This is a genomic window from Micromonospora sp. CNZ286 (assembly GCF_014207755.1).
The window spans coordinates 6,497,364-6,521,258 of sequence record NZ_JACHIZ010000001.1; the positions used below are offsets into that span (position 1 = coordinate 6,497,364).

General features: G+C 72.3%; 26 protein-coding genes. 7 read left to right on the forward strand and 19 right to left on the reverse strand.

From position 1 onward, the window contains the following. Positions 1-32: 32 nt before the first annotated feature. Together fbaA and FHX31_RS29185 are read right to left on the reverse strand one after the other, a co-directional pair. Complete coding sequence (gene fbaA, locus FHX31_RS29180; protein WP_013283394.1) at positions 33-1,055, reverse strand: class II fructose-bisphosphate aldolase; 1,023 nt, start codon at positions 1,053-1,055, stop codon at positions 33-35. Positions 1,056-1,250: 195 nt separating this feature from the next. Beyond that, the gene (locus FHX31_RS29185; RefSeq protein WP_013283393.1) at positions 1,251-1,634 is read right to left on the reverse strand and encodes a phage holin family protein; all 384 of its coding nucleotides are present in this window, start codon (positions 1,632-1,634) and stop codon (positions 1,251-1,253) included. 138 nt (positions 1,635-1,772) lie between these two features. Here FHX31_RS29185 and FHX31_RS29190 point away from each other — a divergent pair, with 138 nt between their 5' ends. Then, positions 1,773-1,982, forward strand: a complete 210-nt coding sequence (locus tag FHX31_RS29190; RefSeq protein ID WP_013283392.1) for a hypothetical protein — start codon at positions 1,773-1,775, stop codon at positions 1,980-1,982. Positions 1,983-1,994: 12 nt separating this feature from the next. Here FHX31_RS29190 and FHX31_RS29195 read toward each other — a convergent pair whose 3' ends face one another. Together FHX31_RS29195 and FHX31_RS29200 are read right to left on the reverse strand one after the other, a co-directional pair. Further along, positions 1,995-3,047 carry an LCP family protein gene (locus FHX31_RS29195; RefSeq protein WP_013473422.1) on the reverse strand — a complete coding sequence of 351 codons (1,053 nt, stop codon included), beginning with the start codon at positions 3,045-3,047 and terminating at the stop codon, positions 1,995-1,997. Next, positions 3,047-3,529 (reverse strand): SigE family RNA polymerase sigma factor, encoded by a 483-nt coding sequence (locus FHX31_RS29200; RefSeq protein WP_013473421.1) that lies wholly within the window; start codon positions 3,527-3,529, stop codon positions 3,047-3,049. The genes FHX31_RS29195 and FHX31_RS29200 overlap by 1 nt, the downstream gene beginning before the upstream one ends. A gap of 118 nt (positions 3,530-3,647) precedes the next feature. Here FHX31_RS29200 and FHX31_RS29205 point away from each other — a divergent pair, with 118 nt between their 5' ends. From FHX31_RS29205 to FHX31_RS29215, 3 genes are read left to right on the forward strand one after another with little or no spacing between them, the layout of a single operon-like run. Further along, the gene (locus tag FHX31_RS29205) at positions 3,648-5,138 is read left to right on the forward strand and encodes a 3' terminal RNA ribose 2'-O-methyltransferase Hen1 (RefSeq protein WP_030269740.1); all 1,491 of its coding nucleotides are present in this window, start codon (positions 3,648-3,650) and stop codon (positions 5,136-5,138) included. Continuing rightward, positions 5,135-7,651 carry a polynucleotide kinase-phosphatase gene (locus FHX31_RS29210; RefSeq protein WP_184977520.1) on the forward strand — a complete coding sequence of 839 codons (2,517 nt, stop codon included), beginning with the start codon at positions 5,135-5,137 and terminating at the stop codon, positions 7,649-7,651. The genes FHX31_RS29205 and FHX31_RS29210 overlap by 4 nt, the downstream gene beginning before the upstream one ends. Positions 7,652-7,674: 23 nt before the next feature. Beyond that, positions 7,675-8,520, forward strand: coding sequence for a DedA family protein (locus tag FHX31_RS29215; RefSeq protein ID WP_030269737.1), 846 nt, complete (start codon positions 7,675-7,677; stop codon positions 8,518-8,520). A 172-nt stretch (positions 8,521-8,692) separates the two neighbouring features. Here FHX31_RS29215 and FHX31_RS29220 read toward each other — a convergent pair whose 3' ends face one another. The 15 genes from FHX31_RS29220 to FHX31_RS29290 form a co-directional block, all read right to left on the reverse strand. Beyond that, positions 8,693-9,070: an ArsR/SmtB family transcription factor gene (locus FHX31_RS29220; protein ID WP_007454255.1), complete on the reverse strand. Its 378-nt coding sequence runs from the start codon at positions 9,068-9,070 to the stop codon at positions 8,693-8,695. Between the two features lie 57 nt (positions 9,071-9,127). Then, positions 9,128-9,667 (reverse strand): orotate phosphoribosyltransferase, encoded by a 540-nt coding sequence (gene pyrE / locus FHX31_RS29225; RefSeq protein WP_013283387.1) that lies wholly within the window; start codon positions 9,665-9,667, stop codon positions 9,128-9,130. Positions 9,668-9,821: 154 nt separating this feature from the next. Further along, positions 9,822-10,631 carry an SDR family NAD(P)-dependent oxidoreductase gene (locus FHX31_RS29230; protein WP_184977521.1) on the reverse strand — a complete coding sequence of 270 codons (810 nt, stop codon included), beginning with the start codon at positions 10,629-10,631 and terminating at the stop codon, positions 9,822-9,824. Further along, positions 10,628-11,356, reverse strand: coding sequence for a hypothetical protein (locus tag FHX31_RS29235; protein WP_184977522.1), 729 nt, complete (start codon positions 11,354-11,356; stop codon positions 10,628-10,630). Before FHX31_RS29235 ends, FHX31_RS29230 begins: the two co-directional genes overlap by 4 nt. 72 nt (positions 11,357-11,428) lie before the next feature. Continuing rightward, positions 11,429-12,208 carry a hypothetical protein gene (locus tag FHX31_RS29240; protein ID WP_013283384.1) on the reverse strand — a complete coding sequence of 260 codons (780 nt, stop codon included), beginning with the start codon at positions 12,206-12,208 and terminating at the stop codon, positions 11,429-11,431. A 69-nt stretch (positions 12,209-12,277) separates the two neighbouring features. Next, positions 12,278-13,276, reverse strand: coding sequence for a hypothetical protein (locus FHX31_RS29245; protein ID WP_184977869.1), 999 nt, complete (start codon positions 13,274-13,276; stop codon positions 12,278-12,280). 67 nt (positions 13,277-13,343) lie between these two features. Further along, positions 13,344-14,912 (reverse strand): polyamine aminopropyltransferase, encoded by a 1,569-nt coding sequence (locus FHX31_RS29250; RefSeq protein WP_123110248.1) that lies wholly within the window; start codon positions 14,910-14,912, stop codon positions 13,344-13,346. Beyond that, a complete protein-coding gene (locus tag FHX31_RS29255) occupies positions 14,909-15,682 on the reverse strand; it encodes a hypothetical protein (RefSeq protein ID WP_071097235.1) in 774 nt (257 codons plus the stop codon). Before FHX31_RS29255 ends, FHX31_RS29250 begins: the two co-directional genes overlap by 4 nt. Then, a complete protein-coding gene (locus tag FHX31_RS29260) occupies positions 15,682-16,104 on the reverse strand; it encodes a DUF350 domain-containing protein (protein ID WP_030269725.1) in 423 nt (140 codons plus the stop codon). Before FHX31_RS29260 ends, FHX31_RS29255 begins: the two co-directional genes overlap by 1 nt. Positions 16,105-16,135: 31 nt before the next feature. Continuing rightward, complete coding sequence (locus FHX31_RS29265) at positions 16,136-16,561, reverse strand: DUF4247 domain-containing protein (RefSeq protein ID WP_145755012.1); 426 nt, start codon at positions 16,559-16,561, stop codon at positions 16,136-16,138. Continuing rightward, on the reverse strand, positions 16,558-17,052 hold the full coding sequence (locus tag FHX31_RS29270; protein WP_013283378.1) for a DUF2617 family protein: 495 nt from the start codon (positions 17,050-17,052) through the stop codon (positions 16,558-16,560). The genes FHX31_RS29265 and FHX31_RS29270 overlap by 4 nt, the downstream gene beginning before the upstream one ends. A gap of 1 nt (position 17,053) precedes the next feature. Next, positions 17,054-17,692 carry a DUF4178 domain-containing protein gene (locus tag FHX31_RS29275; protein WP_047892089.1) on the reverse strand — a complete coding sequence of 213 codons (639 nt, stop codon included), beginning with the start codon at positions 17,690-17,692 and terminating at the stop codon, positions 17,054-17,056. Between the two features lie 81 nt (positions 17,693-17,773). Continuing rightward, positions 17,774-18,154, reverse strand: coding sequence for a hypothetical protein (locus FHX31_RS29280; RefSeq protein WP_114919221.1), 381 nt, complete (start codon positions 18,152-18,154; stop codon positions 17,774-17,776). A gap of 233 nt (positions 18,155-18,387) precedes the next feature. Further along, positions 18,388-20,979, reverse strand: coding sequence for an ATP-dependent chaperone ClpB (clpB, locus tag FHX31_RS29285; RefSeq protein ID WP_184977523.1), 2,592 nt, complete (start codon positions 20,977-20,979; stop codon positions 18,388-18,390). A 295-nt stretch (positions 20,980-21,274) separates the two neighbouring features. Continuing rightward, positions 21,275-21,592, reverse strand: coding sequence for a DivIVA domain-containing protein (locus FHX31_RS29290; RefSeq protein ID WP_030269721.1), 318 nt, complete (start codon positions 21,590-21,592; stop codon positions 21,275-21,277). A 204-nt stretch (positions 21,593-21,796) separates the two neighbouring features. Here FHX31_RS29290 and FHX31_RS29295 point away from each other — a divergent pair, with 204 nt between their 5' ends. The 3 genes from FHX31_RS29295 to FHX31_RS29305 all read left to right on the forward strand — a co-directional run bounded on the left by FHX31_RS29295 (position 21,797) and on the right by FHX31_RS29305 (position 23,820). Next, entirely contained in the window at positions 21,797-22,015 is a 219-nt protein-coding gene (locus tag FHX31_RS29295; RefSeq protein ID WP_013283372.1) for a winged helix-turn-helix domain-containing protein, read from the forward strand. Positions 22,016-22,096: 81 nt separating this feature from the next. Continuing rightward, entirely contained in the window at positions 22,097-22,597 is a 501-nt protein-coding gene (locus FHX31_RS29300) for a cation:proton antiporter regulatory subunit (RefSeq protein ID WP_013283371.1), read from the forward strand. Between the two features lie 5 nt (positions 22,598-22,602). Next, complete coding sequence (locus FHX31_RS29305; protein WP_013283370.1) at positions 22,603-23,820, forward strand: cation:proton antiporter; 1,218 nt, start codon at positions 22,603-22,605, stop codon at positions 23,818-23,820. The last annotated feature ends 75 nt before the right edge of the window (positions 23,821-23,895 follow it).

Consider the following 23,895-nt stretch of genomic DNA (forward strand, 5'->3'; position numbering starts at 1 on the left):
TTAACAAGGGGCCCTTCCTTACACGCGGGGTGTCACTTCATGGTGGTGCCGGTGGAGCGCAGGTGCTCGCAGGCCTCGACCACGCGGGCGGCCATGCCGGCCTCGGCGGCCTTGCCCCAGACACGCGGGTCGTACATCTTCTTGTTGCCGACCTCGCCGTCGACCTTGAGCACGCCGTCGTAGTTGCGGAACATGTGGTCCGCGACCGGGCGGGTGAAGGTGTACTGGGTGTCGGTGTCGATGTTCATCTTCACCACGCCGTAGTCCAGCGCCTCCCGGATCTCCGACAGCAGCGAGCCGGAGCCGCCGTGGAAGACCAGGCTGAGCGGCTTGTCCTTGCCGTACTTGGCGCCGACCGCGTCCTGGATCTGCTTGAGCACCTCGGGACGGAGCTTGACGTTGCCCGGCTTGTAGACGCCGTGCACGTTGCCGAAGGTCAGCGCCGCCATGTAGCGGCCCTTCTCGCCCAGGCCGAGCGCGTCGACCATGGCCAGGCCGTCGTCGACGGTGGTGTAGAGCTTGTCGTTGATGGCGTTCTCGACGCCGTCCTCCTCGCCGCCGACGACGCCCACCTCGATCTCCAGGACGATCTTGCCCTTGGCGGCCTCGGCGAGGAGCTGCTCGGCGATCTCCAGGTTCTCCGCCACCGGCACGGCCGAGCCGTCCCACATGTGCGACTGGAACAGCGGCTCCTGGCCGCCCTTGACGCGCTCCTGCGAGATGGCCATCAGCGGCCGGACGAACTTGTCCAGCTTGTCCTTCGGGCAGTGGTCGGTGTGCAGCGCGATGTTCACCGGGTACTTCTTGGCGACCTCGTGCGCGTACGCGGCGAACGCCACAGCGCCGGTCACCATGTCCTTCACGGACGGGCCGGACAGGTATTCCGCGCCGCCGGTGGAGACCTGGATGATGCCGTCGCTCTCCGCATCGGCGAAGCCCTTGAGCGCCGCGTTCAGCGTCTGCGAGGAGGTCACGTTGATCGCGGGGTACGCGTACCGGCCGGCCTTGGCCCGGTCCAGCATCTCCGCGTAAGCCTCGGGGGAAGCGATGGGCATGTCGAACGCTCCTTACTTACCGCTCTCGGCCGTGCAGGCCGCTGTCTTCCATGGAGGGCGGCCGTTCCGGCCCCGGGTCTTCCCCGGAGCCGGCCGTTCCGGTCGCTGACGTCCACGGCTGCGCCGGACCGCGCTGTCCACCGCGGGCAGTATCCCGTAGGAGCGTGAGCGGGGCACAACCGGCCCGGACGCCGCTCACCGATTCTCCAGCCGGTCCGGCACGATGACGCTGATCAGCCAGCTCACCACCGCGACCACGATGGCGCCCCAGAAGGCGGCCCAGAAGCCGTCCACGTGGAACGGGAGCTTCAGCACCCCGGCGATCCAGTCGGTGAGCAGGAACAGCAGCGCGTTCACCACGAGCGCGAACAGGCCGAGCGTGAGCAGATAGAACACGCAGCCGAACACCTTGATGAGCGGCTTGAGCACCGCGTTGACCACACCGAAGACCAGTGCCACCACGATCAGGGTGAGCACGTTGCTGCCGGTGTTACGGCCGCTCACCTCCACTCCGGGCACGATCAGCGTCGCGATCCACAACGCGACCGCGGTGATCGCCAGTCGGATCAGGAAGCCCATGCCTCCCATCCTGGCACCGGCCGCGCGCCGGGAGCGGGACAATCGCCGACTCCGCCGTTCCGCCCGCCACCCAGCGGCGGCCCGGAGCAGCCCGTACGGTGGTGGGGACGATGCCCGCACGGAGAACAGGGAGGGACGATGGGTCAGCCCGACGAGGACTTCGCCCCCAGTGACCACCTCGCCCCGGAGGAGCGGGATCTGGAGGCCGAGCCGGCCGACGCGGTGGAGCAGGCCACCACTGTGACCGACGAGACAGACGGCGAGCCGCACCGGGGCATGGAGGTCGACGACTGGGACGCCATGGAGCAGGCCCGCGTCGTCGCCGCCGACGAGGACGACTACCGCTGACCCGGCGCCCGGTCACCGCAGGGCGGTGACCTGACCCGGGTGTTCTGCGGCCCACTGCGCCAGCCGGTCCGCGCGCAACGCCTCCAGGAACCCGGGGGCGAGTTCCGGGTCCGGCTCGTACCCGCGACCGTTCCACTCGTCGCGTACCGGGAAGGCGAGCGCGACCGGCTCGGCCGCGGAGGTTCGGCCGGCCGCGGCCACCAGCGCCGGCAGCGACAGGTCGCCGGTGTCGGCCGTGACGGCCGGTCCGATCCGCAGGAGCAGCCGGCCGAGTTGCGCCGGATCGGTCGCCGTGCCCTGCTCCCGAAGCTGGCGGAGCAGACCGGCGGCGTAGCGGGCAGCGTTGCGGTCCCGGTCCAGCCCGCCGTCGCGCAGGCCGTACCGCTGCCGCAGCAGATCCACCGCCGCCGCGCCGTCGAGCCGCTGACATCCGGCCGGGAAACGCCGCTCGGTGTGCACCGAACGCACCGGCGCCGGCAGGCAGACCGGCACGCCGCCGACCGCGTCGGTCAGCTCACGCGCCCCCGGGTACGTGAGCACCGCGCCGGCGTCGACGCGTACCCCGGTCAGCCGGGCGACCGCCTGGCGGGTCGCCCGGTAGCCGGCGGCCAGGTCGGTGCCCGAACCGGCGGCGCGGGAGAACGTCGCATTGAGCTTCTCCGTCCCGCCCTGCGGCGGTACCGGCACCAGCAGGTCACGCGGGAACGACACGAGGTGGAGCCGGCTCCGGTCGGCCGGCAGGTGCACCAGCAGCACCGAGTCGGCGCGCCGGCTGCCGACCGACTGGTCGACGCCGAGCAGCAGCAGGTTCAGCGCTCCGCCGGGCTCCGGCACCGGCGTGGGGGGCGCGGGCGCCGCCGTCGGCGCCGGCGGCCGGGGCGCCATAGCTGTGAAACCGACAAGCGCGACGGCGGCGACCGCCAGGGCCGTCCCGGCCAGGCGTACGCGCCGACGGCGCCGACGGCGACTGATCACCGCCCGGTCGACGGCGGCCCGGACCGGGCCGACGGGCGGGGTCGACTCCTCGAGGCGGGCGAACGCGGCCCGCAGCTCGTCCTCGATCATCAGCAGACCTCCACGAGTTCGGCTCGGAGGGTGGCCAGCGCGCGCGAGATGCTGGACCGGACCGTGCCGACGGCGCAGCCGAGGATCTCGGCGATCTCCCCGTCCGGCAGGTCCTCGTAGTAGCGCAGCACCAGCGCGGCCCGCTGCCGCCGGGGCAACCGGGACAGCCAGGACCGGACCTGGTCCCGGTCCACGGCGGACTGGGCGTGGTCGGTCGGCGCGGGCACCGACTCGTCCGCCTCGCCGCGCAGCAGCACCCGCCGCGCCCACGATCCGCGCCGCCAGTCGATGAACTGGTTGGTGAGCATCCGGCGCACGTACCGCTCCGGGGCGTCGGTGCGGGCCACCCGCCGCCAGTTGAGCTGGACCCGGACCATGGTCTCCTGCACGAGGTCCTGGGCCTGGTGCGGATCCCCGGTCAGCATGACCGCGTACCGCAGCAGGGCGCCCAACCGCGCGTCGGCGAACTCCTCGTACGTCACTGCACCTCCCGGTGTCCCGTTTCATGGACGGTCCCGGGCAGCCGGAACATTGCGGCGGGATTCGGCCTCCCCGGAAACCCCCACGACAGGAACCGGGCGATCACGAGATCATCGATGGGTGCTGCTGACCCTGACCACGACCCACCGCCCGGCGACCGACCTCGGACACCTCCTGGTGAAGCATCCGGACCGCGTGCAGAGCTTCGACCTGCCCGCCGGTGCCGCGCATGTGTTCTACCCGGAGGCGGACGAGGCGCGCTGCACCGCGGCGCTGCTGGTCGAGGTCGATCCGCTCAAGCTGGGCGGCGGCCGCCGGAACCGGGCGCCGGAGGGCTTCGCGCTCGGGCAGTACGTCAACGACCGTCCGTACGCCGCCTCCAGCCTGCTCTCGTCGGCGCTGTCGAAGGTGTTCCGCTCCGCCCTGCGGGGCGAGTCGCGCGACCGTCCCGAGCTGGCGGCGAGCGCGATCCCGCTGACCGTACGGGTGCCGGTGCTGCGCTGCCGTGGCGGTGCCGAGCTGGCGGTACGGATCTTCGCCCCGCTGGGCTGGACCGTGACTGCCACCCCGATCCCGCTCGACGAGACGTACCCGGAGTGGGGTGACAGCCGCTACGTCGACCTGACGCTGACCGGCACGCTGCGGCTCGCGGACGCCCTCAACCACCTGTACGTGCTGCTGCCGGTGCTCGACGACGCCAAGCACTACTGGGTGGCGCCGGACGAGGTGGACAAGCTGCTGCGGGCCGGCGCCGGCTGGCTGGCCGGTCATCCGGAGCGGGGCCTGATCACGCGCCGCTATCTGGCGCACCGCCGGGCGCTCGCGGGTGAGGCGATGGCCCGGCTGACCGAGCTGCGGCTCGCCGACGAGCCGCCCGCCGACGACAGCATCGAGCCGTCGACCGGAGAGCCGGCCGGGTCGTCGGGCGGCGGGGCCGGGACGGCGGAGGACGTCCGCCGGGCCTCCCTGGCGGTACGGCGACGGGAGGCGGTGCTCGCCGCGCTGCGGGACAGCGGCGCGAGCCGGGTGCTGGACCTGGGCTGTGGTGGCGGCGCGCTGCTCACCGCGCTCGTCGCCGACCGGCGGTTCACCGAGGTGGTGGGCGTCGACGTGTCGGACCGGTCGCTCGGCATGGCGGCCCGGCGGCTGCGCCTGGACCGGCTTCCGGAGCGGCAGCGGGACCGGATCCGGCTGTGGCAGTCCGCGCTCACCTACCGGGACGACCGGCTCCGGGGGTACGACGCGGCGGTGCTGATGGAGGTGGTCGAGCACCTCGACCCGCCGCGCCTGCCGGCGCTGGAGGACGCGGTGTTCGGTCACGCCCGGCCGGGCACGGTGGTGGTGACCACCCCGAACGTCGAGTACAACGTGCGCTACGAGGGGCTCGCGCCGGGCCGGTTCCGGCACGCGGACCACAGGTTCGAGTGGACCCGGGCCGAGTTCGCCGCCTGGGTGGACCGGGTGGCGGCGGCGCACGGCTACACGGCGGTGCTCGGCGGCGTCGGCGACGAGGACCCGGAGGTGGGCACGCCGACCCAGATCGCGGTGCTGACGCGGGATGACCGCAATGAGAACACCAGCAACGACCGGAAGGAGGCGACGAACCGATGACCGTCCTGGACATCCCCGAGCTGGCACTGGTGGCGCTCGTCGGCGTCTCCGGCTCCGGCAAGTCGACGTTCGCCCGGCGGCACTTCGCGCCCAGCCAGGTGCTCTCCTCGGACACGTTCCGCGGCCTGGTGGCCGACGACGAGAACGACCAGTCCGCGTCCGCCGACGCGTTCGACGCGCTGCACCACGTCGCCGCCATCCGGCTGCGGCGGGGACTGCTGACTGTGGTCGACGCGACGAACCTCCAGCCGCACGCCCGCGCCGGGCTGATCCGGGTGGCCCGGGAGCACGACGTGCTGCCGGTGGCGATCGTGCTGGACGTGCCGGAGGCGGTGGCCTGGGAGCGTACGGAGGCGCGCGCCGACCGGACGCACGGCCGCCAGGTGCTCAACCGGATGCGCCGCGACCTGCGGCAGTCGTACGGGCGGCTGGCCCGCGAGGGCTTCCGCAAGGTGCACGTGCTGCGCGGGGTGGAGGAGATCGACGCCGCGGAGGTCCGCTACGAGAAGCTGTTCAACGACCGGCGGGAGCTGACCGGCCCGTTCGACGTGGTCGGGGACGTGCATGGCTGCCGGACCGAGCTGGAGGCGCTGCTGTCCCGGCTCGGCTACGTGCTGCGGCACGACGACGCGGGCCGCCCGGTGGACGCGGCGCACCCGTCGGGGCGTACCGCGGTGTTCGTGGGTGACCTGGTGGACCGCGGCCCGGACTCGCCCGGCGTGCTCCGCCTGGTGATGGGCATGGTGGCGGCCGGGCACGCGATCTGCGTGCCGGGCAACCACGAGCAGAAGCTGCTGCGCAAGCTGCGCGGCCGGGACGTCCGGCTGACCCACGGCCTGGCCGAGACGATGGAGCAGCTCGCCGCCGAGCCGCCGGAGTTCGTCGCCGGGGTGGAGACGTTCATCGACGGCCTGGTCAGCCACTACGTGCTCGACGGCGGCCGGCTCGTGGTGGCGCACGCCGGGCTGAAGGAGGCGTACCACGGGCGGGCGTCCGGCCGGGTGCGGTCGTTCGCGCTCTACGGCGAGACCACAGGCGAGACCGACGAGTACGGCCTGCCGGTGCGCTACCCGTGGGCGCGGGACTACCGGGGTTCGGCGATGGTCGTGTACGGGCACACGCCGACGCCCGAGCCGGAGTGGGTGAACAACACCATCTGCCTGGACACCGGTTGCGTGTTCGGCGGGCAGCTCACCGCGCTGCGCTACCCGGAGAAGGAGCTGGTGGCGGTCCCGGCGGTGAAGGAGTGGTACGCCCCGGCACGTCCGCTGGTCCCGGTCACGCCGTCGCGGCCGGACACCGTGCTGGACCTGGCCGACGTGACCGGGCGACGGCACCTCACCCACGCGTACGGGTCGCTGACCGTGCCGGCCGAGAACGCCGCCGCCGCGTTGGAGGTGATGAGCCGGTTCGCGGTCGACCCGGGCCGGCTGGTGTGGCTGCCGCCGACGATGGCGCCCTGCTCCACGTCGGCAGTGGACGGGTTCCTGGAGCACCCGGCCGAGGCGTTCGCCGACTATCGCGCGGCGGGCGTCGAGCGGGTGGTCTGCGAGGAGAAGCACATGGGCTCGCGAGCGGTGGTGCTCGTGGAGCGGGAGCCGGGCCGTTTCGGCGGCGGGGTGGTGCACACCCGTACCGGCAGGCCGTTCTTCGATCCGCCGCTCGACGGTGAGCTGCTGACCCGGGTGCGCGCCGCGGTCACCAGCGCCGGTCTCTGGGCCGAGCTGGACACCGACTGGCTGCTGCTCGACGCCGAGCTGCTGCCCTGGTCGGCGAAGGCGAGCGGGCTGATCCGCGAGCAGTACGCCGGGGTCGGCGCGGCCGGGCGGGCCGCGTTGCCGGCGGTGCTCGCCGCGCTGGACACCGCCGCCGGGCGCGGGATGCCGGTGGCGGGGCTGCGCGACCGGATGGCCGGGCGGGCCGCCGAGATCACCGCCTACTCGGCTGCCTACCGGGCGTACGTCCGGCCGACCGACGGGCTGCGCGGGGTGACGCTGGCGCCGTTCGCGGTGCTGGCCGGGGCCGGGGTGAGCTACGCCGACCGCGACCACGGCTGGCACCTGGCGCTGGCCGACCGGCTCTGCGCCGCCGACCCGGAGTTCTTCACGCCGACCCGGCGGCGGGTGGTGGACCTGGCCGACGAGTCGGCGGTGGCCGACGCCACCGAGTGGTGGCTGGCGCTCACCGCGGCCGGTGGCGAGGGCATGGTGGTCAAGCCGTACGCGGGCCTGGCCGCCCGTTCGCCGAAGGGCTCGTTGCTCCAGCCGGGGATCAAGTGCCGGGGGCGGGAGTACCTGCGGATCATCTACGGTCCCGGGTACACCGAGGCAGGGCAGCTCGCCGCGTTGCGCCGCCGTTCGCTGGGTCGCAAGCGCGGGCTCGCCCTGCGCGAGCACGGACTGGGCCTGGCCGCCCTGGACGCGCTGGCCGAGGACGCCCCGCTCTGGCGCCGCCACGAGCTGGTGTTCGCGATCCTCGCCTGCGAGTCCGAGCCGGTCGACCCCCGCCTCTGACGAGGACGCCCGGTCCGGCCGAAATGCCGGACCGGGCCGGGGTACCCTGTGTGGCCGTGGACACAGCAGAGAAGACCCGGATGTTCTCCGAGAGCGTGGCGCTGAACCCGCTCGATCCGAAGGACCTCATCCACACCTTCGGCATGATCGGCGTCTGGGTGATCCTCTTCGCCGAGACCGGGCTGCTCGTCGGCTTCTTCTTCCCGGGCGACTCGCTGCTGTTCCTGGCCGGGGTGGCCGCCTCTCCGGTGGCCGACGCCATCTTCGGCGACGGCACCCGCCTGTCCCTGGCCGGGCTGATGATCGGCGGTCCGCTCTGCGCCATCGTCGGCGCCCAGCTCGGGCACTGGCTCGGCGCCCGGTACGGCCGGCGCATGTTCGAGAAGCCCAACTCCCGTCTGTTCAAGCGGGAGTACGTGGAGAAGGCGGAGTACTACTTCCAGAAGTTCGGCCCGGCGAAGGCCGTGGTGCTGGCCCGGTTCATCCCGATCGTGCGGACGTTCCTCAACCCGGTGGCCGGGGTGCTCGGCATGCCGGCCCGCCAGTTCTTCGTGTGGAACGTGGTGGGCGCGGTCCTCTGGGTGGACGGCATCCTGCTGATCGGCTACCTGCTGGCCCGGCAGATCTACGACGCCATCGGCGACAAGATCGACAGGTACATCCTGCCGGTGGTCGCGCTGATCATCGTGATCTCGGTGCTGCCGATCTTCTTCGAGTTCCTCCGCGACCGGCGGGCACGCAAGCGCGGCGAGGCGGTCGCCGTCATCACCGCGGCGACTGTGGCCGGCACTGTGGAGGCGGCCCGGGAGGGCATCGAGGAGCACCGTCCCGGGCACGGCGACGGGCACGGCGGTCAGCACCGCCGCTGAGCACGTACGGACGCCGAAGGCCGGCCCTCGGACGAGGACCGGCCTTCGACAGCACTGCTCCAGCCGGGTCACACGGACGACGACAGCCGTCACCGTGCGCTGATGGCGCCACCCCTCGCACGCCACCGGTCACCCGGTCGGGACGACCCTCGGTCGGGTCGGCCCGAAGGTTTCAGCGAGCCTTCTTGGTGGCCCGCTTCCGCGGCGGGGTGAGCAGATCCGCGATCGTGGCGATCGCGGACGGCACCAGCCGGTAGTACGCCCAGACCCCGCGCTTCTCCCGCTCCAGCAAGCCGGCCTCGGTGAGGATTCGCAGGTGGTGGCTGACCGTCGGCTGCGAGAGGCCGAGCGGCGCGGTGAGGTCACACACGCACGCCTCCCCCTCGGGAGCCGACTGGATCAGGCTGAGCAGCCGCAGCCGGGCGGGGTCAGCGAGGGCCTTGAGGACCCCCGCAAGCCGCTCGGCGTCGGCGCGTTCGATCGGCTCGCCGGCAAGCGGCGAGATCTGAGGCATGGTCATTTCAGCCAACGCAGTTCCCACGTATTCCATCCTTCCACCAGCAGCATCGATCCGCCTGCATATCAGCAGATCCGAATCGGCAAACTTTTACGCCACAAGGCCGAGGTCAGCCAACGTATAGGCCGCCCGATAGGGCAATCCGGCGGCTCGCACCGTGTCGCCGGCACCTCGATCAACAATAACCGCCACACCCACCACCTCGGCCCCTGCCTCACGCAATGCGTCGACAGCCGTCAACACACTTCCACCGGTGGTGGAGGTGTCCTCGACCGCGAGCACCCGTCGCCCGGAGACGTCCGGCCCCTCGATCCGGCGCTGGAGACCGTGGGCCTTGCCCTCCTTGCGGACCACGAAGGCGTCGACCGCGTGGCCGGTGCCCGCCGAGGCGTGCAGCATGGCGGCGGCCACCGGATCGGCGCCCAGGGTCAGCCCACCGACCGCGTCGTAGGCCCAGTCGGCGGTGAGGTCACGCATGACCCGGCCGATCAACGGAGCCGCCTCGTGATGGAGCGTGACGCGACGCAGATCCACGTACCAGTCCGCCTCGCGGCCCGACGAGAGCACCACCCGGCCGTGCACCACAGCGAGGTCAGTGATGAATTTGCGCAGGTCGTCGTGGTCGCCCATGGCCCAAGAGCGTACTTCGCAAGTCTGAGCGCCATGTTTCGGGCCTGCCCTGGTCAACCCTGCGGGCGACCGACGGGTGGCGATGAGCGGCTACGCTGTGCGACCGTCCATCCCGGTCGGCCGCCGGGCCGGTGCGCGTACGGGCTGCCGCCGGTCAGCCGCGCTGCCGGCCGACCGCACCCCGGGTGTCCCGCCGGAAGCCGCGCAGCAGCCGCTTCGGCGCGTGCCGCAGCCCGGCCACCGCCACCTTGTACTTCCAGTCCGGCACGCTCACCGACTTGCCTTTGCGCAGGTCATGGAGCCCTTCGGCGACCACATCGTCGGCTCGCAGCCAGGCCCAGGCGGGCAGGCGCGACATGTCGATGCCCGCGCGTTCGTGAACTCCGGTTCGCGTGTAGCCGGGACAGAGCGCCATCACGCGCACACCCAGCGGTGCGACGGACTGGCCGATCGATTCACTGAAATTCGTCACCCACGCCTTGCTGGCCGAGTACGTGGATCCCGGCATGGGGACACCGAAGCCGGCAACGGAAGAGACATTTATCACTGCCCCGTGGCCCCTCTCGATCATCGGACCGAGGGCGGCGTGGGTCAGACGCAGCACGGCGAGCACGTTGAGCCGGACCAGCCGCGCCTCGTCCGCCACCGACGAGCGGACGAACGACGTGCTCAGACTGATGCCGGCGTTGTTGACGAGCAGCTCGATCGGCGTACCGGCGGTCAGCCGCTGCTCGACCGCCGCGCAGCCGTCCTCGGTGGACAGATCGGCCGCGATCGTCTCGGCGTCACCGCCGTGCCGGCCGGTCAGCTCGGCCGCCAGCGCGTCGAGCCGGGCGGCGTCCCGGGCCACCAGGACGAGGTCCCAGCCGTCCGCGGCCAGCCGGCGGGCGAACGCCTCGCCGATGCCGAGGCTGGCGCCGGTCACCAGGGCGCGGCGCCGGGAGGGGTGGGTGTCACCGGTCATCGGCTGTCCTCGGGAGGTGGCGGGAACCCACCCGGCGGCGTCGCGGGCGGGACGGACGGGGGCGGGTTCAGGCCGGGTGGCGGCCCCCAGGGCGTCGGCCCAGGGGCGGCCGCGCCGGACACTGTCGAGCCGTAGCCGGACAGCCGCAGCGGTGCGGTACGGCGGCGCAGGAACGCGCCGGACGACGGCAGCGTGAGCAGCGCGGCGACCACCAGATAGCCGAGGATCTGCGCCACCGACAGCGTCGCGTTCACCGGGATCCACCACGACGGGTACGCGTCGCCGACGAGCCCCAGCAGGTCGGCGGTGATCCGGTCGTCCGCGCCGAGCCGCAGCGGGGCGGCCCGTTGGCCGACCAGCACCGCCAGCCCGCAGCAACCGCAGAGCAGGCCCGTGCCGGCGACCACCCAGGTCGCCGTGCGGGCACCGGACCGGCCGGCGAGCAGACCGAGCGCGAGCCCGACGAGCAGCAGCGCGGCGAGCACGCCGAGCACGGCGGCCAGCACTGTGGAGCCGCGCAGCAGACCGGCCACCTGGTCGACGTCGCCGCCGCTGGCGCCGGTCCGCTCGGCTGCCGCGTCCCGGAACCGGTCCACCGTGCCGCCGCCGACGGCCAGGTTGACCACCGCGTACGCCACGGCGCCCACCGCCATCACCAGCAGCAGCGCCGCCGCGGCGAGGACCGTGCCCGGCCGGCGGGGTGCGGCCCGATCGGGGTACGACACGACTGATCCCTCCGGTAGGCGTCGGCTTGCAACCTACTCGGAGGGATCGTCGGCGTCGCTGCAATCCGGACGTCAACTTCCGGATGGCGGCTCCGGGTCGCGGCGCTCACCCGGCTGACCACCGGGCGCGGACGGCGGCTGACCACCCGGCGCGGACGGCGGCTGACCGCCGGGCGTCGACGGCGGGGTGCCGGGAGCCGGCGGGTACGACGGGTATGCCGGATCCCCGGACTGGCCCGGGTGCGACGGGTACGCCGGGTAGGCGCCACCGGGCACCGGCGGCTCCCAGCCGGCCTTGGGCTTGCGGAAGAACTCGTTCGCCTTCGGCAGCGCCAGCAGGATCAGCGCGGCCAGCAGGGCGAGCAGCGCGACCAGACCCAGCAGCAGGTTGACCGGGGTGTACCAGGACGGCAGCGCGTCCTCCAGCCGGCGCTGGATCTCCTCCGAGCTGGGCACGTCACCGGTGGTGTTGCCGCCGCCCGTCATGCCGCCGGTGAGACCGGTCAGCAGCCCGCCGCCGGTGCAGCAGAACAGGATGCCGCCCAGCACCCAGGTGGTGATCCGGGAGCCGTTCTTGCCCCGGTTGTTCAGCAGCGCGAGGACGACGAGCCCGGCCGCGATCAGCAGCGACACGACCGCCGTGATGATGCTGAACGCGTACGCGATGTCGCCGGCCCCTTCGGCCGAGGTGCCCGCGTACGCGTCGGTGAGAACGTCGCGGATCTTGCCGACGACGGTCAGCGCCACGATCAGGTTCAGCACCTGGATCGCGGCGACGAGGATGAGCAGCCAACTGGAGAGCGTCACCACGCCGGGACGCGTGCGGGGCGGGGTGCCCGGAGCATCGACCATGATTCTCCCTTCCTGGATCAGATGCCCACCGTAGCGATCTTCCACCAGCTCAGCACGCCGGAAACGGCTCTACCTCTCGGCGGCGCGCCGCAACCGGCGGTGCTCGGCGGTGACCACGCCGAGCAACGCGAGATCGAGCGCGACGGCGGAGACCGCGCCGAACTGGTTCACAGTGAAGTTGAAGACCTGCCCGAACAGCAGGTCGACGAGCAGCGCCAGCTTGAACAGGCGGAACGCCTCGGCCCGGTTGCGGCGCAGCAGCCAGGCGGCCCACAGACCGAGCACGGCGGTGATCAACGCGGTGGCGCTGACGCCGAGCACCGCGCCCCACTCCCGTTCCTGGTCCAGTTTCCCGGTCACCCCGTCGAGGAACACCGCCACCACCGTGAGCACCGGCTCCACCACCAGGTAGACCACCACCGGCCAGACCAGCCAGCGGCGTCCGGCCGCCCAGACGGCGAGGCGCCGGGCCCGGTCCGCCGCCCGCTGCCAGAGCGGCACCGGCGGCGGTTCCCGGTGGGGCACCGCTTCGAGCAGGTGCGCCACCGCCGTCTCGGTGGCCGGTCCGGTGCCCTGGACGAGCCGCAGCACGGCGATCCGGCGGCGGTCGGTCAGCCCGCCCGGCAGGCCGCTGAGCACCATGTCCAGTGCGTTCGCGGTGCGCTCGGCCGGGGTCAGCCGGGACCGGCCGGTGCGCCCGCGTACCGCCTGGATGAGCAGGACCAGCAGCGCGAACGCGACATAGATGATGGCGGCGGCGGGGGCGTAGAAGTAGTCGGTGCCGGTGGTGACGAACTTGCCCACCTCGTCGATGAACAACCCGAACCCGACGCCGCCGATCACCGCCCCGCCGCTGCGGGCGCCACCGCCGAGGAAGACGAGCGGGATGCCCAGGCCGACGGCGAGCAGCAGGCCGCCCCAGAGGACGTGCGCGATGTGCAGCCCGCCGCCGCCGAGCTGTGGATAGTCGGTGGCCTTCAGGTACGCCCGCACGGCCAGCACGGTGACCACGCCGGAGAGCACGAACGCCTGGAGGTAGGACGCCGCCTCGACCGCCCGGGTCGGCAGCCGGCGGACCAGCCAGCCGATCCCCGGTCGGTGACGCGACGACGATTCGGGTGGCATGTCCCGAAACCTAGTAGCCGCGCCACTCCTCGCGGGCGTAGTCCAGCACCCTCGGGCGCAACAGGGTGGAGGCCGGTACGTCGATCCGGGCCCGGTCGGCGGGGAACGTGCCGGCGGCGGCCAGCACCGCCGGGGTGAGGAAACGCAGCGGCGGCGGATCGTCCGGCAGCGCCAGTTCCGGCGCGACGTCACCCGGCGCGGCGAGCACGAACCCCCAGTCGCCGAAGCTCGGCACGTCGACGTGGTACGGCACTGTGGCGAAGCCCGCCTCGCGCACCGACCGCTCGATCGACCAGTACGACCGGGGTGCGAAGTAGGGCGACCCGGACTGCACGACGAGCCGCCCGCCGGGGGCCAGCACCGGCCGGATCAGCGTGTAGAACTCGATCGTGTAGAGCTTCGCGGTGGCCGTCTCGTCGGGATCGGGCAGGTCGGCGATCACCACGTCGAAGCGGTCCGTGGCGGTACGCAGCCAGGCGAACGCGTCCAGGTTGAGCACCCGTACCCGGGGGTCGGTGAGCGACTCCCGGTTCAGCTCGCGCAGCTGCGGCTCCCGGCGGGCCAGCTCGACCACTGCCGGGTCGAGGTCGACGAGCGTCACCGAGCGCACGTCCGGGTACTTGAGGATCTCCCGTGCGGCCAGCCCGTCCCCGGCGCCGAGCACCAGCACGTCACCGTGCGCCCCCCGCATCGCCGGATGCACGAGCGCCTCGTGGTAGCGGTACTCGTCGATCGAGCTGAACTGGAGGTCGCCGTTGAGGAACAGCCGCAGGTCGGTGTCGGAGTGGCCGGGCTCGCGCACCGATCGGGTCAGCACGATCTCCTGGTAGCGGCTGCGCTCGGCGTGCACCACCGGGTCGCGGTAGAGCTGCTGGCGGGTGGTCACCTCGAAGTCGTGGGCGGTCACCCAGGCGTACCCGAGAAGCAGGCCGACCACGACGGTGGCCGCGCCCAGCGCGGCCCGCGCCCGGCGGCCGAGTTCGGCGCGGAACACGGTGAAGACGAGCACCACACCGGCGACCGCGTTCACCGCGCCCACCACGAGCGCGCCCTTGAGCTGGCCGAAGACCGGGATCAGCAGGAACGGGAAGGCCAGCCCGCCGAGCAGCGCGCCCACGTAGTCGGCGGCGAACAGGTCGGCCACCGCGCTGCCCGCCGACTGCTCCCGGATGCGTTGCAGCATCACCATGAGCAGCGGGATCTCCGCGCCGATCAGCAGTCCGAGCACGAACGCGGTGCCGACGAGCGCCGGACCGTACAGGTCGAGCCAGGCGAACGCGGCGTAGAGGCCGAGCACCGACAGGCCCCCGAGCAGCGCCAGCGTCAGCTCGATCACCGCGAACGAGACCACCGCCCGGGACTGCAACGGCTTCGCCACCAGCGCGCCGACGCCCATCGCGAAGACCATCACGCCGAGCACGATCGACGCCTGGCCGACCGTGTCGCCGATCAGGTAGCTGCCGAGCGCGACCAGCGCCAGCTCGTACACCAGGCCGCAGGCCGCGCACACGAAGACCGCGAGCAGGACCGCCGCGCGGGCCAGGCGCCACCGCGGCCGTGCGGCCACGTCGGCTGTCACCGTCTGCTCCGGGTACGTCCGGCGGCTCCCGCCCCGGCGCGCTGCGCGGGCACCCGTCCCCGGTGGTTGCGGCGCTGGCGCACGCCCACGACGAGGAACAGCGCGGCGAGCAGGAACAGACCGAGCGAGCTGAGGACGTAGATCCAGCGGTCCCGCCAGAAGTCGTTGCCGGCGTCCGGCAGCGGTGCGGCCGCGGTCGACGGCCCGGCGGTGGGGGTGGCGGCCGGCTCGGCGAGCCCGCGCTCGGCGGCGAGCAGCGGCAGGATCGTGGCGGCCCGGGTGACGGCCCAGCCCGGGTCGTCGACGAATGCCTCCTCGTCCAGCCCGAAGCGGCTCAGGCGGGTCTCGATCGCGGCGAGGTCGGCGAACTCGATGTCGTCCGAGCCCTTGATCCGGATCGTGGCGGAGTCCTCCGACTCGCTGCTCGACGAGGTGTACCTGACGTTCGCGGAGACCGCGATCCAGCGCGTGCAGCCGGGAGCGTCGACGACTGTGGTGCCGTCGCCGAGGTTGGAGCCGACGCTCACCTCGTCGTACACGTCGAGCAGTTCCCAGCCGTAGCAGATGCCCTGGCTGTCGGCGGCGGCCCGGAGGATCGGCACGGTGCCGGACCGCTCGTCGGCCGCCGGCGCGGGGACGGAGGTGTCCGAGTCGCCGCTGAACGCGCCGATGGCGCAGACGACGACCACGATCCCCACGACCACGGACCAGATCACCGTCTGGGTGCGCTTGTCCTTCCCCGCCGAATGCTGTGCGGGCTTTCCGCTCATCAGATGATCGCGGCCGCGATGATCGCACCGGTGGCGAGGTGCACGGTGGCGGAGACCCACACCGCCGGGTGCGGCTCCGGGTCGACGAGCAGCTCACCGAGCTTGCCCGGAGTGGCCACGTCGAGCAGCACGAACGCCGCCGCCATGATCACCAGACCGAGGATGCCGTACGCGGCGGCCCCGACCAGCCCCAGCGTGAAGTCGTCGTCGCTGGCCACGATCGCGGCGACCACGATCGTGCCGACCCCGAGCAGGTTGGACGAGAGCAGCAGAGCCGCGTTGCGGTTGCGCTCGGTCCAGATCAGCTCGTGGAGCTTGCCGGGGGTGGCCAGGTCGACCAGGACGTAGCCGATCGCCATCAGGACGACGCCGACCGCGCCGTAGGCGAGGGTGACCAGCAGGTCGGTGACGAGATGCTGCACAGGAGACTCCAGGGTGAGGGGGTCGGAGGGGCTACTTGCCGGAACCGGGGCCGCCGCCCCGGACCGTGCTGCCTCGGCCCCAGCCCCAGCTGTTGCCGACGACGCTGTGGTACCGGGGGTAGGCGGTGGTCATCTTCTCCAGCAGGATCACCGAGCCGACGGCGAGCGGGAGGATCACCACCGAGTCGTCGTCGTAGCGCAGGTACACGCCGCTGCCGTCGACGTACTGGTCGGCCGGCTTCCAGGTGTCGGTGATCTGCTTGGACACGTCGCTCGGCGCCTTGTTCGAGGTGTAAGCGATCGCGTTCGAGCCGATGTCCCGCCCGGAGGCGCGGGAGAAGGTGTCCTCCACGTAGCCGCGCGGCGAGAAGTTGCCGTAGAAGATCGTGAAGGCGGCGATGAGCGCGCCGATGACGGCGACCGCCACGCCCACCACGAACCACCGTCGGTACGTCACAGCTCCTCCACCACCGTCTCGGTCAGGACCAGCTCGTTGGTCTGCGGGTAGGCGTGCCAGGTGCGCCAGGCGAGCACGCCGTCCGGCGGGGCGGGCCGCACGGAGAGCGCGGTGACCGCGTCCTCGTCGCCGGGGAAGACGCCGATCAGCGCGTACGGGTCCTCGGCCAGCTCGGCGCGCAGCGCCGCGACCCGGGTACGCAGGCCGTCGCCCTCCGGCCGGAGCACTGTGGCGAGGAACCGGTAGCCGGCCGTCTCGTCGTGCAGCGTGCCCGGCAGGTGCGGCGGGCGGCCGGGCAGGCAGGCGACCGTCTCGGTGAGCGTGCCGAGCACGACCTGGTGGGAGGCGCCCAGCAGGCGCAGCCGCAGCCGGGGCAGGCCGGGCAGGTCGATGTCGCGCACGGCGAGCGCCGGCAGCTCCGGGCCGCCCAGGGCCAGGCTCAGATCGGCGGCGCTGGTGTCGACGTACGGCGCGTCCAGACAGACGAGCACGTCAGCGCACCGTGTCCGGGCCACCCTGCGGGTAGATCATCACCTCGGCGCGGCGCAGCTCCTCGCCGAGGTTGACCTCCCAGCCGGCCTCGCCGTACGCCTCGAACGACAGCCGTGCGCCGCCGGGCGCCTGGTAGTCGTAGTAGCGCATGGTGCCGTTCGGGTCGAGGCCGGTGCCCTCGGTGGCCGTGTACCGGGCCTGGCCCGACTCGTCCCAGTTGTAGCGACGGCCGGCGATCTCCAGCGTCGGGGCGCCGGGCGTCACGGTGGCCCCCGGCTCGCTGGTCCAGAGCACCATCTCCAGGTCCGGGTCGGCCTCGACGGAGAGCCAGCGCTTCACGCCGCCCGCATCGTCGAGCAGGTGCTCCGCCCAGCTCCAGCCGCCCTCGACCAGGTGCACCGAGCCACGGACCGTGTACGGCACCGTGCGGATCTCGACGATGTCGCCGGGCTTGAGCGCGCGCGGGTCGCCGCGCAGGGCGTCCGCGTCCCGGTCCCGGAACGGGTCACCCGGCGCCGCCTTCGTCTTCGGGCGGGACGCGGACTGGGACTTCCGCCACGCGATCACCGCGATCACCACTCCGGCCACCCCGACCAGACATCCCAGCGTGGCCAGCACCCACGCCAACGAACCGTTCACGACCGCCTCCCCCAACGTGCTCGGCGGGAACGGTAACAACCGCACGCACGCCTGCTGAAGTCCTGTTCGCTGAGTGTGTGCTCAGCTACTGTCGGCGGCGGCGAGCCGGTCGGCGGCGTATTCGCCCAGCGTGGCGCGGCCCATGAGGCAGCCGGAGAACGTGGTGAACTCGCCGTCGTCGCCGCGCAGCCCGGCCCAGGCGTCCCGCCCGGCGGCCGGGTCGACCGCCTCCAGCAGCGTCGCCGCGTACGCCCGGCCGGCCGGCGAACCCTTGCGGAGCAACCTGTCGACCCGCTTGCGGGCCGCCTCCGGGTGCTCCCGCAGCCCCTGTTCCAGCGTCCGGTACGCCTCGGTCGCGGGCAGGATCTGCCCCGCCAGTCCCACCCCGCCGAACGCGAGGGTGTCCGCGCGGTCGAGTTCCCGCGCGGCCGCGTCCAGTTCCCGTTCCCAGCTCCCGCTCATGCCCCACTATGTGCCCACCCCACCAACCCCTCACGCTCACTCCGTTCGCATGAAAGGAAGGGCCCCCTTTTAACGCCTCCGGTAGAGGAAGGGCCCCTTGTTAACACCACGGCGCACAGCACCCACGACGCACAGCACCCACGGCACGCAGCACCCACGGCACGCGGGCCGGCACGGCCGGGGACGGCGAAGGCCCGGCCGGGACGGCCGGGCCTTCGCGGGGGTGGTGCGGGTCAGGCGGCGGTCACCGCCAGGGACTCCTTGGAGTCGGACAGGTCGACGCGGACCGTGTCGCCGTCGCGGATGTCACCGGCCAGCAGCGCCTTCGCGAGCTGGTCGCCGATCGCCGACTGCACCAGCCGGCGCAGTGGGCGGGCACCGTAGATCGGGTCGTACCCGTGCTCGGCCAGCCACGTGCGGGCCGCGTCGGTGATCTCCAGGCCCAGCCGGCGGTCGGCCAGCCGGCGGCGCATTCGGTCGAGCTGGATGTCCACGATCGACCGCAGGTCCTCGCCCTGGAGCGCGGCGAACACCACGATGTCGTCGAGCCGGTTGAGGAACTCCGGCTTGAAGTGCGACCGGACCACCGCGAGCACACCCTCCCGGCGCTCGTTCTCGGTGAGCGTCAGGTCGCTGATCACCGACGAACCGAGGTTCGAGGTGAGGATCAGGATCGCGTTGCGGAAGTCCACGGTACGGCCCTGACCGTCGGTGAGCCGGCCGTCGTCGAGCACCTGGAGCAGCACGTCGAAGACGTCCGGGTGGGCCTTCTCCACCTCGTCCAGCAGGATCACCGAGTACGGCCGGCGGCGTACCGCCTCGGTGAGCTGGCCGCCCTCCTCGTAGCCGACGTACCCGGGCGGGGCGCCGACCAGGCGGGCCACCGAGTGCTTCTCGCCGTACTCGCTCATGTCGATGCGGACCATGGCCCGCTCGTCGTCGAAGAGGAACTCGGCGAGCGCCTTTGCGAGCTCGGTCTTGCCGACGCCGGTCGGGCCGAGGAACAGGAAGCTGCCGGTCGGCCGGTCCGGGTCGGCGACGCCGGCCCGGGCGCGGCGTACCGCGTCGGAGACTGCGCCCACCGCCTCGGCCTGGCCGACCACGCGGCCGCGCAGCGTTTCCTCCATCCGGAGCAGCTTGGCGGTCTCGCCTTCGAGCAGCCGCCCGGCGGGGATGCCGGTCCAGGAGGCGACCACTGCGGCGATGTCGTCCGCGCCGACCTCCTCCTTGAGCATCGCGCCGTCGGCCTGGAGCCGGGCCAGCTCCACCTCGGCCTGCTTCAGCTCGGTCCGCAGCGCGGGGATCCGGCCGTACCGCAGTTCGGCGGCGCGTTCCAGCTCGCCGTCGCGCTCGGCCCGCTCGGCCTCGCCACCGAGGCGCTCCAGCTCCTCCTTGGCGGTGGAGAGCTTGGTGATGTGGCTCTTCTCGGTCTGCCAGCGCTCGGAGAGCGCGGTGAGCTGCTCGCGCTTGTCGGCCAGCTCCTTGCGCAGCCGCTCCAGACGCTCGGCGGACGCGGCGTCCGGCTCCTTTGCGAGCGCCATCTCCTCGATCTCCAGGCGGCGTACCGCCCGCTCGATCTCGTCCACCTCGACCGGGCGCGAGTCGATCTCCATGCGCAGCCGGGACGCTGACTCGTCCACCAGGTCGATCGCCTTGTCCGGCAGGAACCGGTCGGTGATGTACCGGTCGGAGAGCGAGGCGGCGGCCACGAGTGCGGCGTCGGTGATCCGTACGCCGTGGTGCACCTCGTAGCGCTCCTTGAGCCCGCGCAGGATGCCGATGGTGTCCTCGATGGTCGGCTCGCCGACCAGCACCGGCTGGAAGCGGCGCTCCAGGGCCGGGTCCTTCTCGATGTGCTCGCGGTACTCGTCGAGCGTGGTCGCGCCGACCATCCGCAGCTCGCCGCGCGCCAGCATCGGCTTGAGCATGTTGCCGGCGTCCATCGAGCCCTCGCCCTTGCCGGCGCCGACCACGGTGTGCAGCTCGTCCAGGAACGTGATGACCTGGCCGTCGGAGTTCTTGATCTCCTCCAGCACGGACTTCAGCCGCTCCTCGAACTGACCGCGGTAGGACGCACCGGCGACCATCGCGCCGAGGTCGAGCGAGACGAGCTTCTTGTCCCGCAGCGACTCCGGCACGTCGCCGGCCACGATCCGCTGGGCCAGGCCCTCCACGATCGCGGTCTTGCCGACGCCCGGCTCGCCGATCAGCACCGGGTTGTTCTTGGTACGCCGGGACAGCACCTGGATCACCCGGCGGATCTCCGAGTCCCGGCCGATCACCGGGTCGATCTTGCCGTCGCGGGCGCTGGCGGTGAGGTCCACGCCGTACTTGGCCAGGGCCTGGTAGGTCTGCTCCGGGTCGGCGGTGGTGACCCGGCGGTCGCCGCCCCGAACGGTCGGGAACGCGGCGACCAGGTTCTCCTCGGTGGCGCCGGAGTTCTTCAGCGCGACCGAGACCGCGCCGCCGACCCGGGCCAGCCCGGCCAGCAGGTGCTCGGTGGAGGTGTACTCGTCGCCCAGCGGCCGCGCGATCTGCTCGGCGGCGCCGATGGCGTTGACGAACTCGCGGGCGAGGGTCGGCTCGGCGATGCTCGACCCGCGGGCGGCGGGCAGCGCGTCGACCGAGCGCTGGGCGACGCGGCGCAGCTCGGCGGGGTCGGCCCCGACGGCGCGCAGCAGGCCCGCGGCGGTCGAGCCTTCGGTGTCCAGCAGTGACAGCAGCAGGTGCCAGGGCTCCACGGTGGCGTGACCGCGCTGGTTCGCCAGCGCGACGGCACCGGTGATGGCTTCGCGGCTCTTGGTGGTGAGACGTTCCGTGTTCATGGGCTCCCCCGGATCGGCGTGTCCACTGGACATGACACAACCAGAGTTGAGTCTATTCCGCTCAACTCCACCCCTGTGACCTGAGTCACCGTCCTCCGGTCCGGCCGGAGAGATCTTGGTACGAAACGGCCCCTGCAGGGGCCGTTTCGTACCAAGATCTCAGCGACGCGGGAGACGCGCGAGGCAGGGAGTCTCGTGGTCGGCGCGCAGCACGCAACGCCGGCCGTGCGACCGAGCATCTTCGCCCGGGCCAGGTCCGCCGCGCGCACCGGCAGATGGATCACGTACCGCCCGGTCACGGCCGCCCGGCCAGATCGCGCATCGAGGGAGCCTGACGGGACTGCCACTCGCGCAACGCGCCCTTGATCCGCGCCGTCTCGTCACGGCTACGTGCGACTTCGGCGTACGCGGCGGCGAGGTCCCCGGCGACGCGGTCGAGGAACGCGGCGACCTCGGCGGGGTCCAGCCCTCGCCGGCACGTCCTGAAACTGTGGCCCCGCACCTGCCAGGGCCGGAGCGGAAGGTACGACGCGGAGCGGTAGGCGCCGCCCGGCGCGGAGTCGGGCGGACGCGCGTTCCGCCGCTTCGGACGTATTCGCAGGATGTTGCGCACGACACTGTCCCTTCTCGCCGAGGACGGGGGTCGGGACGAGCCACGGGGGATGCCCGCCCCGACCCTGGAAGCTCCAGGTGCCATCCGGGAGCGTTCGTCAGCAACCTACAATCGGTACCAGTCGTAGGTCAACGATCGACCCACAATTGCTTGAGGTTGGAGGTGGGTGCATGGTCGAATGGGCATGCCATCCGGGGAGTGTGTATGCCCAAGCAGCAGTACCAAGTGCTCGCAGACGAACTGAAGAGCAAGATCGATTCGGGAGAGTGGCCACCCGGCACCAAGCTGCCGAGCCGCGCCCAACTGTGCAAGGAATACGGCGTCTCCGACACGGTCGTCGGCAAGGCGATGATGATCCTGCGCGCGACCGGCCTCACCGAGACGCTCGAAGGTGTCGGCGTGTTCGTGGCCGAACGGACCTAGACGAGCCGCCCGAGCCGCATTGTGCAGTCTGCAGTTCGGCCCCGGACGCGGTGCGTGCGTGGCAGCGGTAGCCTCACCGACGTGCGAGTACGTGTCGAACAGACCGCCCTGCCCGGGATCGGCGTACGTCATGATCTGATGACGGAGTCCGGCCGCCGGCTCGGCGTGGTCTCCCACCGCAATGGCCGCCGCGACCTGGTCCTATACGACCCGGACGATCCCGACTCCTGCCAACATGACATACCCCTGACCGACGACGAGGCGGAGGCGCTCGCCGACATCCTCGGCGCGTCGCTGATGCTGGGTCAGCTCTCCGGGCTGCGCGAGCAGGCCGCCGGGCTGCTGACCGAGCAGATCGCCATGCCGGCGGGGTCGAAGTACGTCGGCAGGCGGCTCGCGGACACCAAGGCACGCACCCGGACCAGCGCGTCGATCGTGGCCGTGCTGCGTCAGGGCGCCGTGAACGTCTCGCCCGATCCCACCTTCCGGTTCGAAGCCGGCGATGTGGTCGTCGTGGTCGGTACCCGTCAGGGGCTCGACGGCGTGACCGCGATCCTCGCCGAGACCGATCCGGACGGCTGACGCGTATGCACGAAACCACAATCCTGCTCATCGAGGTCGGTGCGCTGCTGCTCCTGCTCGGCCTGCTCGGCCGGCTGAGCCGTCGCTTCGGCGTGTCGCCCATCCCCCTGTACCTGCTCGCCGGCCTGGCGTTCGGGCACGGTGGTCTGCTGCCGCTCAACGCCAGCGAGGAGTTCTTCGCGGTCGGCGCCGAGATCGGCGTGATCCTGCTGCTGGTCATGCTCGGCCTGGAGTACAGCGCGAACGAGCTGGTGGGCAACCTCCGGTCCGCCGCGCCGGCCGGCCTGATCGACGCGGTGTTCAACGCGCTGCCCGGGTTCGCCTTCGCGCTCCTGCTCGGCTGGGGCTGGGTGGCGGCGGTGGTGCTCGCGGGCGTGACCTGGGTGTCGTCGTCCGGCGTGATCGCGAAGGTGCTCGGCGACCTGGGCCGGGTGGGTAACCGGGAGACCCCGGTGATCCTCTCCGTCCTGGTGATCGAGGACCTGGCGATGGCCCTCTACCTGCCGCTGGTCACCGCGCTGCTCGCCGGGGTCGGCCTGATGAAGGGCGGCATCGCGCTCGCCGTCGCGGTGTTCACCGTGGTCGTGGTGCTGGCCGTGGCGATCCGGTACGGCCACCTGATCTCCGCCGCGCTCTCCGCCAAGGATCCGGAGGCGCTGCTGCTCGGGGTGCTCGGCCTGACCCTGCTGGTCGCCGGTGTCGCGGCCAAGCTCCAGGTGTCGGCGGCGGTCGGCGCGTTCCTGGTGGGCATCGCGCTGTCCGGGCCGGTGGCGCACCACGCCACCGAGCTGCTCTCCCCGCTGCGTGATCTGTTCGCCGCGGTCTTCTTCGTGTTCTTCGGGCTGGTCACCAACCCGTTGGACATGCCGCCGGTGCTGCTGCCCGCGCTGCTGCTCGCAGTGGTGACCATGGCGACGAAGGTGGCCACCGGCTACCTGGCCGCCCGCCGGGCCGGGATCGCCGAGCCCGGACGCTGGCGGGCCGGCCTGGCGCTGACCCCGCGCGGCGAGTTCTCCATCGTCATCGCCGGGCTGGCCGTCGCGGCCGTCTACCCGGTGGAGCCGAAGCTCGCCGCGCTCGCCACCGCGTACGTGTTGATCACGGTGGTGACCGGGCCGCTGCTCGCCCGCCTGCCGGACAGCCCGTGGTTCAAGCAGTGGCTGCGCACCCGCGCCGCCGCCGCACGGCCGCCCGCGCCGCTGCCCCTGGGCACCGGCGACTGACCGGGCCGGGCCGGATCAGCCGCAGGGCAGATCCGGCCCGGCGTTGTCAAATTGATCCCGGGAAGGTCTACCCCT